This is a genomic window from Streptomyces sp. NPDC020898 (assembly GCF_044333925.1).
In the GTDB taxonomy this organism is placed as follows: Bacteria; Actinomycetota; Actinomycetes; order Streptomycetales; family Streptomycetaceae; genus Streptomyces.
Map to the genome: position 1 here is coordinate 486,789 of NZ_JBIRRV010000006.1, position 14,380 is coordinate 501,168.

At 72.2% G+C, this 14,380-nt stretch carries 15 protein-coding genes; 6 read left to right on the top strand and 9 right to left on the bottom strand.

Going from position 1 to position 14,380, the window contains the following annotated elements; all coding sequences use genetic code 11:
• The first annotated feature begins 51 nt into the window (after window positions 1-51).
• Both ACH4TV_RS22075 and ACH4TV_RS22080 read left to right on the top strand, forming a co-directional pair.
• On the top strand, window positions 52-1,506 hold the full coding sequence (locus tag ACH4TV_RS22075) for an aldehyde dehydrogenase family protein (protein WP_398400554.1): 1,455 nt from the start codon (window positions 52-54) through the stop codon (window positions 1,504-1,506).
• A 48-nt stretch (window positions 1,507-1,554) separates the two neighbouring features.
• Window positions 1,555-2,664, top strand: a complete 1,110-nt coding sequence (locus ACH4TV_RS22080) for an NAD(P)-dependent alcohol dehydrogenase (protein WP_398400556.1) — start codon at window positions 1,555-1,557, stop codon at window positions 2,662-2,664.
• Window positions 2,665-2,781: 117 nt separating this feature from the next.
• Here the strand turns inward: ACH4TV_RS22080 and ACH4TV_RS22085 are convergent, their stop codons facing one another.
• Complete coding sequence (locus ACH4TV_RS22085; RefSeq protein ID WP_398400558.1) at window positions 2,782-3,345, bottom strand: TetR/AcrR family transcriptional regulator; 564 nt, start codon at window positions 3,343-3,345, stop codon at window positions 2,782-2,784.
• Window positions 3,342-3,704 (bottom strand): DUF1304 domain-containing protein, encoded by a 363-nt coding sequence (locus ACH4TV_RS22090; RefSeq protein WP_398400560.1) that lies wholly within the window; start codon window positions 3,702-3,704, stop codon window positions 3,342-3,344. Before ACH4TV_RS22090 ends, ACH4TV_RS22085 begins: the two co-directional genes overlap by 4 nt.
• Window positions 3,705-3,836: 132 nt before the next feature.
• On the opposite strand from ACH4TV_RS22090, the gene ACH4TV_RS22095 reads away from it, so the two are divergent.
• The 3 genes from ACH4TV_RS22095 to ACH4TV_RS22105 all read left to right on the top strand — a co-directional run bounded on the left by ACH4TV_RS22095 (window position 3,837) and on the right by ACH4TV_RS22105 (window position 5,874).
• Entirely contained in the window at window positions 3,837-4,328 is a 492-nt protein-coding gene (locus tag ACH4TV_RS22095; protein WP_398400562.1) for a GNAT family N-acetyltransferase, read from the top strand.
• 188 nt (window positions 4,329-4,516) lie between these two features.
• Complete coding sequence (locus ACH4TV_RS22100; RefSeq protein ID WP_398400564.1) at window positions 4,517-4,909, top strand: VOC family protein; 393 nt, start codon at window positions 4,517-4,519, stop codon at window positions 4,907-4,909.
• Complete coding sequence (locus ACH4TV_RS22105; RefSeq protein WP_398400566.1) at window positions 4,909-5,874, top strand: cation diffusion facilitator family transporter; 966 nt, start codon at window positions 4,909-4,911, stop codon at window positions 5,872-5,874. The genes ACH4TV_RS22100 and ACH4TV_RS22105 overlap by 1 nt, the downstream gene beginning before the upstream one ends.
• Window positions 5,875-5,941: 67 nt before the next feature.
• Here ACH4TV_RS22105 and ACH4TV_RS22110 read toward each other — a convergent pair whose 3' ends face one another.
• A complete protein-coding gene (locus ACH4TV_RS22110) occupies window positions 5,942-6,391 on the bottom strand; it encodes a nitroreductase family deazaflavin-dependent oxidoreductase (RefSeq protein WP_398400568.1) in 450 nt (149 codons plus the stop codon).
• A gap of 185 nt (window positions 6,392-6,576) precedes the next feature.
• Here ACH4TV_RS22110 and ACH4TV_RS22115 point away from each other — a divergent pair, with 185 nt between their 5' ends.
• Entirely contained in the window at window positions 6,577-7,005 is a 429-nt protein-coding gene (locus tag ACH4TV_RS22115; protein WP_398400570.1) for a nuclear transport factor 2 family protein, read from the top strand.
• Between the two features lie 21 nt (window positions 7,006-7,026).
• Here ACH4TV_RS22115 and ACH4TV_RS22120 read toward each other — a convergent pair whose 3' ends face one another.
• The 6 genes from ACH4TV_RS22120 to ACH4TV_RS22145 all read right to left on the bottom strand — a co-directional run bounded on the left by ACH4TV_RS22120 (window position 7,027) and on the right by ACH4TV_RS22145 (window position 14,250).
• Window positions 7,027-7,818 (bottom strand): MBL fold metallo-hydrolase, encoded by a 792-nt coding sequence (locus ACH4TV_RS22120; RefSeq protein ID WP_398400572.1) that lies wholly within the window; start codon window positions 7,816-7,818, stop codon window positions 7,027-7,029.
• A gap of 68 nt (window positions 7,819-7,886) precedes the next feature.
• The gene (locus ACH4TV_RS22125; RefSeq protein WP_398400574.1) at window positions 7,887-8,684 is read right to left on the bottom strand and encodes an alpha/beta hydrolase; all 798 of its coding nucleotides are present in this window, start codon (window positions 8,682-8,684) and stop codon (window positions 7,887-7,889) included.
• A 9-nt stretch (window positions 8,685-8,693) separates the two neighbouring features.
• Entirely contained in the window at window positions 8,694-9,521 is an 828-nt protein-coding gene (locus ACH4TV_RS22130) for an alpha/beta fold hydrolase (RefSeq protein ID WP_398400747.1), read from the bottom strand.
• A gap of 23 nt (window positions 9,522-9,544) precedes the next feature.
• Window positions 9,545-10,369, bottom strand: coding sequence for an alpha/beta fold hydrolase (locus ACH4TV_RS22135; protein WP_398400575.1), 825 nt, complete (start codon window positions 10,367-10,369; stop codon window positions 9,545-9,547).
• Window positions 10,370-10,478: 109 nt separating this feature from the next.
• Entirely contained in the window at window positions 10,479-13,235 is a 2,757-nt protein-coding gene (locus ACH4TV_RS22140) for an AAA family ATPase (protein WP_398400577.1), read from the bottom strand.
• A gap of 148 nt (window positions 13,236-13,383) precedes the next feature.
• Window positions 13,384-14,250 carry an endo alpha-1,4 polygalactosaminidase gene (locus ACH4TV_RS22145; RefSeq protein WP_398400579.1) on the bottom strand — a complete coding sequence of 289 codons (867 nt, stop codon included), beginning with the start codon at window positions 14,248-14,250 and terminating at the stop codon, window positions 13,384-13,386.
• Between the last annotated feature and the right edge of the window lie 130 nt (window positions 14,251-14,380).

Genomic DNA, 14,380 nt, shown 5'->3' on the forward strand with positions numbered 1-14,380 from the left:
AACAGGAATCCTGTTGATTGAAATCTTTGGCAATGAGGCTGAGGAGTGGTGATGACCACCTTCGAGATCGAACCCGGGCGACTGTTCATCGGAGGACAGTGGCGCGAGGCGGCGGACGGAGCACGTACCGAGGTGGTCGACCCGTCCAGGGGCACGGTCCTCACGACCGTCGCGGAAGCGTCCGCGACCGACGTGGACGCGGCCGTACGCGCCGCGCGGGAGGCCTTCGACAGCGGCCCGTGGGCCGCGACGACCGGACGCGAGCGCGGCCGGATACTGAACCGCGTCGCCCAGCTCATCCGGGAGAACGCGGACGAGATCGCGAGGCTGGAGAGCCTCGACGTGGGCAAGCCGATCAGCCTGTGCCACGCCGTCGACGTGACCAACGCGGCCAACGACTACGAGTACTTCGCCGCCCTCGCCTTCTCCCTGGACGGCGCGACCCGCGAGACGGCCCACAACGCCCTTGCCTACACCAAGCGCGAGGCCATCGGCGTCGTCGCCGCGATCACCCCCTTCAACTTCCCGCTGATCCTGGCCGGCTCGAAGCTGGGCCCGGCGCTGGCCGCCGGCAACACGGTGGTGCACAAGCCCGCCGACGAGACCCCGCTCAGCGCCCTCTACATGGCCAAGCTGCTCCAGGAGGCGGGTGTCCCGGACGGCGTCGTCAACGTCGTCACCGGCACCGGCCCGGTGGCCGGCGAGGCGCTGCTGCGGCACCCAGGCGTCGACAAGATCGCGTTCACCGGCTCCACCGCGATCGGTCGCCACGTGGCGAGCGCCGCGGGCGAGGCGCTCAAGCCGGTCACGATGGAGCTGGGCGGCAACGCGGCGCACATCGTCTTCGAGGACGCCGACGTCGAGAAGGCGGTCGGCGCGGTCATCAAGGGCTTCGTCTTCAACACCGGCCAGTTCTGCATGGGCGGCCCGCGACTGCTGGTCGCGCGCCCGGTGTACGAGACCCTGATCGGCATCCTCGCCGACGCGGTGCCCGGGGTGCCGGTCGGCGACCCGCGCCTGCCCGAGACCGTGGTCGGTCCGATGGCGGGGGAGAAGCACCTGCGCAAGGTCGAGGAGTACGTGGCGCTGGCCCGCAAGGAAGGCGCCCGGATCGTCTGCGGCGGCGAGCGGCTCGACCTGGACGGCGGCTACTACTACAAGCCCACGGTGATCGCCGACCTGGCCAACGACTCCCGGGTCGTCCAGGAGGAGATCTTCGGTCCGGTCCTGACCGTCCAGCCCTTCGATTCCGAGGACGAGGCGGTCCAGCTCGCCAACTCCACGCCGTACGGCCTGGCTTCGGGCGTCCAGACCACCAACCTGGCCCGTGCCCACCGGGTCGCCGACCGGCTCCAGGCGGGCATCGTCTGGATCAACGACTGGGCGATGCTCGACCCCGCGATCCCCTTCGGCGGCGTCAAGGACTCCGGCTTCGGCCGCGAGTACGGGCCCGAGGCCCTCGCCGCCTACACCAAGGTCAAGTCCGTCGTCGTCTCGCTCGACTGAGCGCGCCAGTCGATTCGTCAACGCGTCAGCTCATCAAGGGAGTTCACGATGTCCATCACCACCCGCGCCGCGGTCGTCGAGTCCGGCGGCGCCCCCTTCACCCTCTCCGACGTACAACTGGCCGACCCCGCGCCCACCGAGGCCCTCGTACGCCTGGTCGCGACAGGCCTGTGTCACACGGACCTCGGCGTGGCGAGCGGCGGACTGCCCTTCCCGCTCCCCGGAGTTCTGGGGCACGAGGGCGCGGGCGTCGTCGAGGCGGTCGGCTCGGCCGTCACCGGCATCGAGCCCGGCGACCATGTCGTCCTGTCCTTCACCTCCTGCGGCGGCTGCCGCAACTGCCGTGACGGACACCCCGCGTACTGCGTCGCCTGGTTGCCGCTGAACCTCCTCGGGGGCCGGCGGGCCGACGGCACCGCCACGATCAGCCGCGACGGCACGGAGCTCGGCGGCCACTTCTTCGGCCAGTCGTCCTTCGCCGAGCGCGCGTTGGTCGACCAGCGCAGTCTGGTCAAGGTCGACCCGGACGTACCGCTGGAGTCCATCGCCCCGCTGGGCTGCGGCGTCCAGACGGGTGTCGGGGCCGTCTGGAACGTCCTGAAGCCGGGCATGGGCAGCACGGTCCTCGTCCTCGGCGCCGGAGCCGTGGGCCTCTCCGCGGTCATGGCCGCCGCACTGACCCCGGCGACCACGATCATCGCCGTCGACCGGGTCGGCGAACGCCTGTCCCTGGCCAAGGAGTTGGGCGCCACCCATACGATCACCGCGGGCGAGGCCGACCTCGGCGAGGCCGTCGCGAAGATCACGGGCGGCCAGGGCGCCGACGGTGTCGTGGAGACCACCGGCAACGTCGCGGTACTCCGCCAGGGCGTCGACGCCCTCGCCCAGCGGGGCACCCTCGTCGTGGTCGGCGCCCCGCCCTTCGGCACCGAAGTCGCCCTGGACGTCAACGGGATGCTCGGCGGCAAGCGCATCGTCGGCCTCACCCTCGGCGACGCCGAGACCCAGACCTTCATCCCGGCCCTGGTCGAACTGGTCAAGGACGGCCGCCTCCCCCTGCACCGCCTGATCAGCACCTACCCCTTCGCCGACATCGACCAGGCCGTACGCGACATGAGCGCCGGCAAGACAATCAAGCCGGTACTCACCTTCGGCTAGCCGAAGATTTCGGGGGCGCGCACCCGCGCCCGATAGGGGCGCGGGGAACTGCGCGACCAGCCCCCACAGACCCGCAGACACAACTGAACCCACCCCACCCCCGCACAACCGGCGGCGCTACCTGCTGCGGTGCAGCGCCACCAGCAACTGCCAGGACTGGTGGGCGATCTCCTCCGACGTGGCCTCGATCCGGCCGTGCAGCCAGTCCGCCAGGACACCCGCGAAGGTGGCCGCCACCGCCGAGGCGACCAGGGGCGCGTCCGCCGCGCCCGCGAGTTGGCGCTCCCTGAGGCTGCGTGCGCGCAGGTCCCGGTGCAGTACCTGGCCCAGTGGACCCCCGCCGCCCGGGCTCAGCAGCGTCCGGTACAGCGCCGTGTGCGGGACGAGGGTCGCGAAGAACTCCACGAGCGCGGCCGGGGCGACCACCGGGTCGGGCCGGCCGCGCCAGGCGTGCAGGGCGTCCACGGCCTCCCGTACGACATCGGCGCAGGCGTCGACGGCCAGCGCCTCCAGGTCGGGATAGTGGACGTAGAAGGTGGCCCGGCCGACCCCCGCCCGGCGCACCAGCGCGGCGACGCCGACCTCCGCCAGCGGGTGCTCGGCGCACTCCTCCAGGAGGGCCTCGCGCAGCCTCGCCCGGGTGCGGGCGGCCCGCGGGTCCTCGGGCGCGCCGCGCATCACCGCGCGACGAGGACGGCGGCCAGGGCCAGGGCGCCGGGCAGTGCCTGGGCGAACAGGATGCGCCGGTTGGCGGTCACGGCCCCGTACACGCCCGCCACGATCACGCAGGCGAGGAAGAAGACCTGCGCCCTGAACCCGGTCGGGTCGGCGGCGATCAGTCCCCAGACCAGGCCCGCCGCGAGAAACCCGTTGTAGAGCCCCTGGTTGGCGGCCATCGCGGCGGTCGCGCGGGCCATCTCCGCGTCGAACCCGTGGAACTTGCGCCCCTGCTCGCGCTGCCACAGGAACATCTCCATCACCAGGATGTACACGTGCAGCGCGGCCACCAGACCGACCAGCACGTTCGCGACCGTCTCCATGCTCGGCAAACTCCTATGTCAGGTACATCAGACTTTTGGACAGGTGTCCATCATGGACAGGTGGTCAGCATACATGGACAGGTGTCCAGTAAGTCGGCCGGGTTGTCAGACCCTGCCGTTAGCGTCCCGAACATGACCGCATCCACGACCCATGACCTGACAGCCACTGTCCGCCCCGCCCGCGCCGACGACATTCCGGGACTCGTCGCCTCCAGTACCGGCCTGTTCGCCGAGGACGCCGGCACCCGTGATCCGAGCATCGACGCCGACTGGCCGCGTGCGCATGCCGCCGCGTCGTTCGCGGCGGCACTGGAGGATCCGGCGCGCCTGGTGCTGGCCGTGGAGTACGCCGGCGAGGTGGTCGGCCACCTGATGGGCTCGCTCGCCGAGCCCACGGCCGTTCGGCCGGTGAAGACCGCCACGCTGATCAGCGTGTACGTCCGCCCTGCCCGCCGGAGTTCGAGGGCCGGGGCGCGGCTGGTGGAGGCGTTCGTCCGGTGGGCGGGCGAGCAGGGTGCCGAGCACGCCGAGGTGACCGCGTATGCGGCCAACACGGACGCGATACGTTTCTACGAACGCAACGGCTTCGCGCCGCAGTCGGTGACCCTGCGCCTCGGGCTGTAGTCAGGCGGCGCCTTCCGCCGCAGCTCCTACCCGGCGGCGCTCGACCTCTTCCTGACTGCGGCGGCGACCAGGCTCGCGCAGCTCACCGTGTCCGGCGGCGCACCGCCCGTGTGATTTCGGCGGGCGGGGTACCCGGCCGTACAGGGCAGCGGCGAACGGCGCCGCCCCGGACCCCGTACGGAGGAAGCATGACCTTGGTGACAGCAGGCGTCGTGGTGCTGGACTGCGCGGAGCCCGAGATGCTCGCCGCCTTCTACAAGGGGCTGCTGGACGCCGAGGAGACCGACGCGACCGCCAACCGCGTCGAGATCAGGGGCGCCGAGGGGATCCGGATGGCGTTCCGCCGCGACGTCAACATCACGCCGCCGAGCTGGCCGCGGCCCGAGAACTCCTTCCAGGCCCACCTCGACTTCCGGGTGACCGACCTCGACGCGGCGGAGCGCGAGGTGGTCGCGCTCGGCGGACGTCCGCTGGAGACGAACGACGCCGGCGCGCCGCACGAGGAGCGCGGATACGCCGACCCGGCCGGCCACTCCTTCACCCTCCGTCTGACCCCGCCGACGGCGCCCAAGCAGCATTGATGGCGTCCCCGGACCGGCGGACGCGCCTCACCGTGCTGGTGGCGCTGGGCGCCAACCTGCTGATCGCCGTCGCCAAGGCCGCGGGCGGACTGGTCACCGGGTCGCCCGCCCTCCTCTCCGAGGCCGCGCACTCCGTGGCCGACAGCTTCAACGAGGTCTTCCTGCTCGCCGCGCTGCGCCGCAGCCGCCGACCCGCGGACCACCGGCACCCCTTCGGCTACGGCAAGGAACGGTTCTTCTGGTCGCTGCTCGCGGCCGTCGGCATCTTCGTCATGGGCGGTTGCTTCTCCTTCTACCAGGGCATCGAGGCCCTCAGGGGCGGCACGGAGGAGTCCTTCGACGGCTATGTGGCGGGCCTGGCCGTCCTCGGCATCGCGCTGCTCGCGGAGGGAGCCTCGCTGCTGCGGGCCCTCCACCAGGCGCGCGGCGAAAGCGCCGGCGGCAAGGGCCGTACCGGCGCTCTGCGCGACCCGGCCCTGCGGACGGTGATCGCCGAGGACGGCACCGCCGTCCTCGGGGTGACGCTCGCCCTCGCGGGCATGGCGCTGCACATGGCCACCGGGCAGGTCGTGTGGGAGGCGTCCGCCTCGCTCGCCATCGGGGCGCTGCTCGTCTGCGTCGCCTACTGGCTGGGCGCGGACGCACGCGCCCAGCTCGTCGGCGAGGCCGCCGATCCGGAGCTGCGCCGCAGGGTCCACGCCCTGCTGACGGCGCAGCCCGAGATCGACAGTGTGGAAGCGGTGTTCACCATGAAGATGGGGATCGACTCCACGCTGGTGGCCGTCCGGATCGACCTCGTGCCCGGCCTCGACAGCGAGCGGGTCGAGGAGGTCGCCGTACGCATCAAGCGGGCCCTCGCCCGCTCGGTCCCCGAGAGCGGCGAGATCTTCCTCGATGTGACCGACGCGGACGCGAAGGAGGCAGCGAAGAGCCCCGCCGCGACGGGGGAGCGCGGCGGGGCCTGACGCTCGGGTGCCCGGGGGCGGAGGCTTCATGCCTCCCCGAACCAGATTTTCTTTTCCCCGGTGAGGATCAGTTCCCGTCGGCCGGATCGAGGACGAACACGGGGATCTCGCGGTCGGTCTTCTTCTGGTAGTCGGCGTACGGGGGATACGCGGCGACCGCCCGCTCCCACCACGTGGCCTTCTCCTTGCCGGTCACCTCACGGGCGACGAAGTCCTGGCGCACCGGCCCGTCCTGGAGGTCGACGTGCGGATCGGCGATGACGTTGTAGTACCAGACCGGGTGCTTGGGGGCGCCGCCCAGCGAGGCGACCACCGCGTACACGCCGTCGTGCTCCACCCGCATCAGCGGTGTCCTGCGGATCTTGCCGCTGCGGGCACCTCGGGTAGTCAGCAGGATCACTGGCATACCGGTGTCCATCAGGGTCGTTCCCTTGGTGCCGCCGGAGCTCTCGTACAGCTCCACCTGCTCCCGCACCCACTGGGTCGGACTGGCTTCGTACTCGCCCTCAAGAGGCATGGCTCACGTCCCGTCGTCTCGTCGCGTGTGACTGTCCCTTAAGAGGGTGGACACCCGGGCCGGGTTTATTCATCCGGGGCGCGTACGGAATCGCCTTACCCGCGAAGTAATCGCCCCGTCCGGAGTACTCGGCCACAGTCGGACCGACGCAGCGCACCCCGAAAGCGACAGGGAGAGGCCGACCCATGACATCCGCAACGACCACCGTCGTGAACGACCTGCTGACCCGGATCGGCGAGGGCGACCCGGAGCGGATCGCGGAACTGTACGCGGAGGAGTCCGACTGGCGGCTGAACTGGCCGGAGGACGAGCACGGCCGCGCCTCCACGCCCTGGATCCGGCACCGCGCCACCCGCGCCGACGCCGCTGCCCACTACCGGGACCTGGGCGCCCACCACGTCCCCGGCGAGGCCGCCACCGAGATCGAACGCATCCTGGTCGACGGCGACGACGCGGTGATCCTGGGCGAGATCCGGCAGACGGCCCGAGCCACCGGGCGCCCCTACCGCGCCCGGTTCGCCCTCCATCTGACCGTGCGGGACGGCCTGGTCGTACGCCACCACGTGTACGAGGACAGCCTCGCCGTCGCCCGTGCCTTCGCACCGGACGCGTGAGCCGGCGCTGGACCTTGGTCGTCACACGGTGAGGTCCAGCGGGGCTCCCATCGGCAGCCAGCGGAACCGTTCCCGGATGCCGGCCGGTGCCTTGGCCAGTTCCGCCTCGATCGACCGGCGGCCCTCCTGGAAGTGCCGCCAGCCCTCGTAGTGGACGGGCAGCGCGGTCCGGGGCCTCAACTCGCCGCACAGGGACACCGCTTGGGCCGCCGTCATCGTGTAGCGCAGGGGACCGGTCAGCGGGAAACGGACACCACCCAGGTGGAGGAGCGCTGTACCGACGGTCAGCCGGTGGGCGACCTCGCGTACACCGTCGTACAGGACGGTGTCCCCGGAGATCCACAGCACGCCGTGCCGCTGCCCCTCCCAGCGGAGGGCGAAGCCCGTCACCTCGCCGACGACCGGGTGGGAGAGGGGCGGTCCGTGCCGTGCCGGGGTCGCCGTGACCTCGATCGCCGGGCGGCCCGCGGCCGTCAGACGGTACGTCGTCCAGGGGGCGAGGCCGTGCGCGTTGCCGCCGAGCCTGCGCGCCCCGGACGGTGTCGTCAGGACGACGTCCACCCTGGGCAACAGGGCCCGGCCCTTCGTGTCGAGGTTGTCGCCGTGGTGGTCATGGGTGAGCAACACGGCGTCCAGGGGAGGGAGTTCGGCGGCTTCCAGGGCCGGTCCCGAGGTCTTCACGGACGAGGTGCCCCAGCCGAAGGAGTAGCGGCGGCCGGGCGGGTCGAACGTCGGGTCCGTGAGCAGCCGCCAGCCGCCCGCCTCGATCAGCGTGGTCGGGCCGCCGATGTGGGTGACGCGGGCCTCGGTCATACGGGGTTCCCTCCGGGGTTCGGATGCCCGGGGCGGCCGGTGACCGGACGCCCCGGGCTCTCGGCGTCCTACCGCGCGTGCCGGACCGCCCACTCCAGGGCCTCGTCCGCGATCTCCTCCCAGCCCGGGGCGGCCGGCAGCAGATGCGGCCGACCCGCGTACTCCTTGATCTCCGTGACCGTCTTCGACTTGTAGTGCTTGGCGTTGGACTGCTGCACCTTGGGCGGCATCAGATGGTCCAGCTCGCCCGCGACGAACAGCAGCGGCGCACGGTCGTCGTTGTGGTAGTCGACGTACGTGCTCTGGTGGCCCGGGCGCAGCGTCGCCAGCGCGCTGTCGAAGAAGATGCTGCCGGACGCCGGGACCGCGTAGCGCTCGTACAGCCTCCTGGACTCCTCCTCGGGAAAGGTGTTGGTGAACGCGTAGTGCCACTGCTCGAAGGTCAGGCCGACCGCCCGGTGCCGGTTGGCCGGGTTCTTCAGCACCGGGAAGGCCGCCTTGACCTGGGTCAGCGGCAGCACCGCGACCCCCTCCGTCGGCGCGGAGTTGACCGCCACGCCCGCCGCGCCGTGGCCCCGGTCGAGCAGCAGTTGCACGAAGACGCCGCCCGCGGAGTGGCCGATGAGGATCGGCGGCTTGTCCAGGGAGCGGACGACCGCCTCCAGGCTCTCGACGATCTGCGGGACCGTGACCTGCTCGATCGGCGTCGGGTCCGCGTTGAGCGCCTCGACCTCCACCTCGAAGCCGGGGTAGGCGGGCGCGAGGACGCGGTAGCCGCGCTTCTCGTAGTGGGCGATCCACTGCTCCCAGCTGCGGGGCGTGACCCAGAAGCCGTGGATCAGGACGATGGTGTCGGGAGTGCTCATCGGTGCTCCTCAGCGGGTGGCACGGTAGGCGGCCTGGATCTGGCGGACGACGCTCTCCGTGCGGGACATCATCACGACGTGCGAGGCACCCTTGGCCTCGACGACCTTGCTGTTGGCCCGCTCGGCCATGAAGCGCTGCACCGCCGGCGGGATGACGTGGTCAGCGGTCGGGATGACGTACCAGGACGGCAGGGTCTTCCAGGCCGGAGCGCCGCTCGGGGCGCCCAACCCGCCCACGCTGCCCGGCCGTTGGGTCGCCGCCATCAGCCTGGTGGTGTTGTGCGGCAGGTCCTGCGCGAACACGTCGTGGAACTTCGCCGGGTCGATGTAGCCGTCGATGCCGTCCTCGCCGCCGGGGACCGGGTACGGGCGGCCCACCAGCGCGCCCGGCAACTGGCTGCCGGGGAACTTCTCGGCGAGCTGCAACGCGCTCTCGCCCTGGTCCGGCGCGAACGCGGCCACGTACACCAGCGCCTTGACGTTGGCGTTGCCGCGCGCGGCGTTGGTGACGACCTCGCCGCCGTACGAGTGGCCGACCAGGATCACCGGGCCGGGGATGGTCCTGACGACACTGGAGACGTATGCCGAGTCGCCCGCGAGATCGCGCAGCGGGTTGGCCGGGGCGATCACCGGATAGCCCAGGTCCTGGAGCGACTTGATGGTGGAGTTCCAGCCGGACGCGTCCGCGAACACACCGTGGACGAGCACGACGGTCGGCTTGGGGGCGGTCCTCTCCGCCGAGGAGGGTGCGGGGGAGGAGTGTGCGACGGCGCCGGTCAGGCCGACGACCAGGGCACAGCTCGCGAGGACCGTGCCCAGGGTGCGGTTGAGGCGCATGCTCACGAAATACCTTCCAAGGGTCAGGAGTTGAGGAAGTCGAGGAGATCGGCGCTCAGTTGGTCCTTGTGCGTGTCCGTGATGCCGTGCGGCGCGCCCGCATAGACCGTGAGCGTCGCCGACTTGATGCGGGCCGCCGACGCCCTGCCGCCGACGTCGATCGGCACGACCTGGTCGTCGTCGCCGTGCACGACGAGCGTGGGCACGTCGAAGGCGTCCAGGTCGGCGCGGAAGTCGGTGGCGGAGAAGGCGGCGACGCATTCGTAGGCGTTGCGGTGCCCGGCCTGGAGGCTCTGCCGCCAGAACGCGTCCCGGATGCCCTGCGAGACGTGTCCGCCGGGCCGGTTGTGGCCGAAGAAGGGCCCGTCGGCCAGATCCCGGTACAGCTGCGAGCGGTCGGCGAGTGAACCGGCCCGGATCGCGTGGAACACCTCGCCCGGCACCCCGCCCGGGTTGTCGTCCGTCTTCAGCATGAACGGCGGTACGGCGGACACGAGCGCGAGCTGGGCGACGCGCCCGGTGCCGTGCCGGCCCACATAGCGGGCGACCTCGCCGCCGCCGGTGGAGAAGCCGACGAGGGTCACGTCCCGCAGGTCGAGGGTGTCGATGAGGGTGGCCAGGTCGTCGGCGTAGGTGTTCATCTCGTTGCCGTGCCAGGTCTGCGAGGAACGGCCGTGGCCGCGCCGGTCGTGCGCGAGGACGCGGAAGCCGTGGGTGGCCAGGAACAGCTGCTGGGCCTCCCAGCTGTCCGAGTTCAGCGGCCAGCCGTGGCACAGGACGACCGGGCGGCCCTGGCCCCAGTCCTTGTAGAAGATCTCCGCGCCGTCCGCTGCGGTGACGTATGGCATGGGGGTGTGCTCCCGTCTGCGGGACTTGTCCGACCCCCTGAGCCTCGTCGGGCGCGGCGGGCTCCGTATCCCGTGGAGCGCGTAGTCGTGACCCGGGACCGGCCCCGGATCAGAGCCCGGGGGCCTGGGCGAGCTGCCGCCGGGACGTCACGTCGAGCTTCCGGAAGATCTTCCGCAGGTGGTAGTCGACGGTGCTCGCGCTGATGAACAGTTGGGCGGCGATCTCCGCGTTGGTCGCGCCGCCCTTCGCGAGGCGGGCGACGGTGAGCTCCTGCGGGGTGAGCGCGTTCGCCGTCCCGGCCGGCCCGCGCCGGGGGTGTTCGCCGGTGGCGGCCAGTTCCTGGGCGGCGCGCGCGGAGAAGCCCGTGGCGCCCATCGCGTCGAACAGCCCCACTGCCGTACGGAGTTGCTCGCGGGCGTCCCTGCGTCGCTTCCGTCTGCGCAGCCACTCGCCGTAGTGGAGGTGGGCGACCGCCAGGTCGGACCGGGCCCTGGTGCCGGACAGCAGATCGATCGCCTCGGTGTAGAGAGGTTCGGCCTCGTCCGCCGGAGCGAGCAGGGCCCGGCAGCGGGCCAGCACCCCCAGCCCCCACGGGGTGTCGGCGGCCGTCGCCCGGGAGGTGAGCGTCTGAAGGGTGGCCGTGGCGAGGACACGGTCGCCGCAGCGTACGGCCGCCTCGACGAGGTGAGGGAGGAGACGGGAGTGGATGCCGTACGCGTCGTGATCGACCAGCGCGTGAGAGTGGTCGCGGGCGGTGGCGTAGTCGCCGCGGCTCAGGGCCAGCACGGTCATCCCGATGCGGGCGATCGACTGGACAGCGCCGGCGCCCAGCCAGGTCCCCGCCTCCATCGAGCCCCGCAGGATGGCGTCGAGGTTCTCGGAGTCGCCGTGCCAGGCCAGGAGTTCGGGGTGCCGGTAGATCGCCCACACGTCGTCGGTGGCGCCGATCGCCGCCCGGATCTGGTTCCCCTCCGCGTGCAGGGCGTCGGCGGCGGCCAGCTCGCCGAGGTTCGTCTCGGACATCACCGTGCAGTACAGGGCGCTGTCCAGCTGGATGAGCGCGCCGGCGGCCCGGGCCACGTCCGCGGCCCGGCGCATGACCGCGGTCTGGGTCCGCTCGTCCCACCGGATCATCGACATGGTGACGGTGGGCAGAAACGCGCGCAGTACCTGCTCGTCGGGCGTGCGCGGGTCCAGCACCATCGCGCAGGCCCGCCGCAGATGCGGGACGGCACTCTCGTAGCCGTCGAGGGCCAGGACGGCGAACGCGCGCAGCACGAGATCGACGCCGGTGGCGGATCCGGAGCGCGGGACGAGCATCTCGATGGCCCGGGCGACCTCGGCCGGTGAGGTGTCCCGGTTGAGGTGCTCCGCGGTGATGATGCCGTGGATCGCCTGGAGGAACGCCTCGCGGGCCAGATCCGGCGCCCCTTCGACGAGCAGCAGCGCGGCCCGCAGACACAGCCCGGGCGCCCGCGAGAACGAGTCCGCGTCGCCCAGCGCCAGGACCGCGTAGGCCCGGACCAGCAGGATCCGGCCCCGGCCCACCGCGTCGAGCAGACCGATGTCCACCGCGTCGACCAGCGACTCCGCCTGCAAGGGTGCCCCGGCGCGCAGCGCGGCCTCGGCCGCCGCCAGCAGCCGCCCGGCCCGCACGTCGTCCGCGGGGGTCAGCTCGGCGGCCCGGGTGAGGAAGGCGGCGCGGGCCGCGAACCCGCCCCGGGCGCCCGCCCGGTCGGCCGCGCGTTCCACCTCCGCCGCGACCTCGGCGTCCGGACCGAGCGCGGCGGCGGCCAGGTGCCAGGCCCGCCAGTCGCTGTCGGCGGGACGGCCGGTGGCCTCGGCCAGTGCGTGATGGGCGCGCCGCCGCGCCACGCTGGTGGCACCCCCGTACACCGCGGAACGCACCAGCGGGTGCCGGAACGCGACGGCGGTCCGCAGGACCACCAGCCGGGCCGCCTCCGCCGGGCCGGACGCCTCGGCGTCGATCCCGAGCCGCAGGGCCGCGCCCGTGATGTACCCGAGGTCGCCGCCCGGTTCGGCGGCGGCGAGCAGCAGCCAGGTCTGCGCGGACGGCGGCAGCGCCTGCACCCGCTGGAGGTAGTGCGCCTCCAACCGCCCGCCCACCGGCAGCGGTTCGGGCAGCGCGAGGCCGCCGGCGAGCTGGCCGGCGGACAGCTCCTGGCCGAGGTCCGCCAGTGCCAGGGGGTTCCCGGCAGTGGCGGTCACGATCCGCGCCGCGACCCGTGCGTCCAGCGGCCCGGCGACTGCCTCGCGCAGCACCTCCAGCGCGAACGGCTCGGCCAGCCCGGCGACTTCGTTGACGGGCAGCCCCGCCGGTACGTCGAACCCGGTGCGCGCGGCGAACAGCAGCCCGACGCCCTCCGCGTGCACCCGGCGCCCGACGAACGCCAGCACGCCCAGGGACTCCTCGTCGAGCCACTGGGCGTCGTCCACGAGCGCCAGCACCGGCCGGTCCTTCGCCGCCTCCGCGAGGAGGGTGAGCGTCGCGAGCCCGACGAGGAAGCCGTCGGCGGGCGGCCCGTCGGCCAGCCCGCAGGCCACGCGCAACGCCTCTCGCTGAACCGCGGACAGCGGCCCGGGTTCCTTGAGCTCCTCCAGGAACGGTACGAGCAGCCGGTGCAGCGCGGCGAACGGGAAACCGGCCTCCGCCTCGACGCCCGCGATCCGCAGCACCCGCAGCCCGGCGGCCTCGGTGGCCGTACGGTCGAGCAGCACGGTCTTCCCGATCCCGGCGTCGCCGCGCAGCAGCACGGCCCGGCTCAGTCCCGCGCGGAGGTCCGCGACCAGCTGGTCGAGTAACTCCCGCTCCGCCGCACGTCCTTTGAGGGTCAACCCCAACACCCTTCAGGAGAACCGCAGTCGGCGGCCGAGGACGGCTGAATGTGCGGTTTCTGTGAAGCCCTCACATTCAAGCAGGAGCATTGCCTGACCGGGGGGCAATGTCCCGGTTCCGTCCTCAACTCCGGCTGTCTCGCGGGTGGTTGACCGGTCAGCGGGTCCTGCGGACGTACCCGGCACTGCCGGGTGTCGTCACGTCGACATCCCTGCGGACGATGCTCAGCCGGTCGCCGAAGCCCGCGCGGGCCTTGCGCAGCCCGGTGTCGGTGTACTCGATCACGACGACCCGGTCGTCGAACGCCTCCGCGTACTCCCCGCACTCGTCGTACTCCCCGCACTCCTCCGCGACCGCGAAATCCAGTCCGGCCCGCTTCCTGAGCCCGGCCAGCTCCACGGTGTTCTTCTGGCCGATGGCCAGCCCACGGGCGTGCGCGTGCCGGGAGAGAAGGGTGATGAAGGCGGTGGCGTCGTCGGCGGTGAGGAGGCCGTCGGAACGGGTGTAGCTGTCGTAGTTGTCGGGCTCGACCGCGTCGAAACCCTTGTCGGCGCAGCCGTCGATCCACTCGTTCACCCGCGCCGCGATCCGCTTCCGCTTGGCCGCCGTGCCGATGTCGAGCAGCGCCTCGTCCCAGTCGCCGTCGACGACGGCCTCGCCGTTCGCGTCCCGCAGCAGCAGATCGGCGGGCCACGACCTTTCGTCGCCAGGCTGTGCCTGAAAGGCGTTGACGTAGCAGATGTTGTAGAGGCCGGGGGCGGGCGCCGCCGTACGGTCGCGGCTGACGATGCGCACACCCGTCGGCGGGCGGTAGGCGCCGCCGATCTGGTAGTCGAACCCGGCGTGCAGCGGGGGTAGTCGCACCTCGGGCGCGGGTGTGGCCCCGCGTGTCGGCTCGGCCCTGTTGTTCGCCTCCGGCGAGGAACCGCATGCCGTCAGTCCCCACACCGCCGCGCAGACGGTCGTGAGCACGACCGCGACCGTCCCGGGACGGCCGACGCGGGAAACACCCCTGACGGGCATGTCCGCTCCATCGATCGCGGATACGACCCCGCCTCGGACGCCGTGGCGTTCCTGGCGACTTGGGCCGGACTTGAACCTTGTCCGCTACCGGCTGGGCGCACCTCTGTGCACCGGGCACACGGCCTCGGCA

Coding starts and splice junctions, on each gene's coding strand:
- ACH4TV_RS22100 (WP_398400564.1), top strand. CDS start 4,517: ATGACCTTGGTGACAGCAGGCGTCGTGGTGCTGGACTGCGCGGAGCCC.
- ACH4TV_RS22135 (WP_398400575.1), bottom strand. CDS start 10,369: ATGCCATACGTCACCGCAGCGGACGGCGCGGAGATCTTCTACAAGGAC.
- ACH4TV_RS22125 (WP_398400574.1), bottom strand. CDS start 8,684: ATGAGCACTCCCGACACCATCGTCCTGATCCACGGCTTCTGGGTCACG.
- ACH4TV_RS22075 (WP_398400554.1), top strand. CDS start 52: ATGACCACCTTCGAGATCGAACCCGGGCGACTGTTCATCGGAGGACAG.
- ACH4TV_RS22115 (WP_398400570.1), top strand. CDS start 6,577: ATGACATCCGCAACGACCACCGTCGTGAACGACCTGCTGACCCGGATC.
- ACH4TV_RS22120 (WP_398400572.1), bottom strand. CDS start 7,818: ATGACCGAGGCCCGCGTCACCCACATCGGCGGCCCGACCACGCTGATC.
- ACH4TV_RS22145 (WP_398400579.1), bottom strand. CDS start 14,250: ATGCCCGTCAGGGGTGTTTCCCGCGTCGGCCGTCCCGGGACGGTCGCG.
- ACH4TV_RS22080 (WP_398400556.1), top strand. CDS start 1,555: ATGTCCATCACCACCCGCGCCGCGGTCGTCGAGTCCGGCGGCGCCCCC.
- ACH4TV_RS22105 (WP_398400566.1), top strand. CDS start 4,909: ATGGCGTCCCCGGACCGGCGGACGCGCCTCACCGTGCTGGTGGCGCTG.
- ACH4TV_RS22110 (WP_398400568.1), bottom strand. CDS start 6,391: ATGCCTCTTGAGGGCGAGTACGAAGCCAGTCCGACCCAGTGGGTGCGG.
- ACH4TV_RS22095 (WP_398400562.1), top strand. CDS start 3,837: ATGACCGCATCCACGACCCATGACCTGACAGCCACTGTCCGCCCCGCC.
- ACH4TV_RS22090 (WP_398400560.1), bottom strand. CDS start 3,704: ATGGAGACGGTCGCGAACGTGCTGGTCGGTCTGGTGGCCGCGCTGCAC.
- ACH4TV_RS22130 (WP_398400747.1), bottom strand. CDS start 9,521: ATGCGCCTCAACCGCACCCTGGGCACGGTCCTCGCGAGCTGTGCCCTG.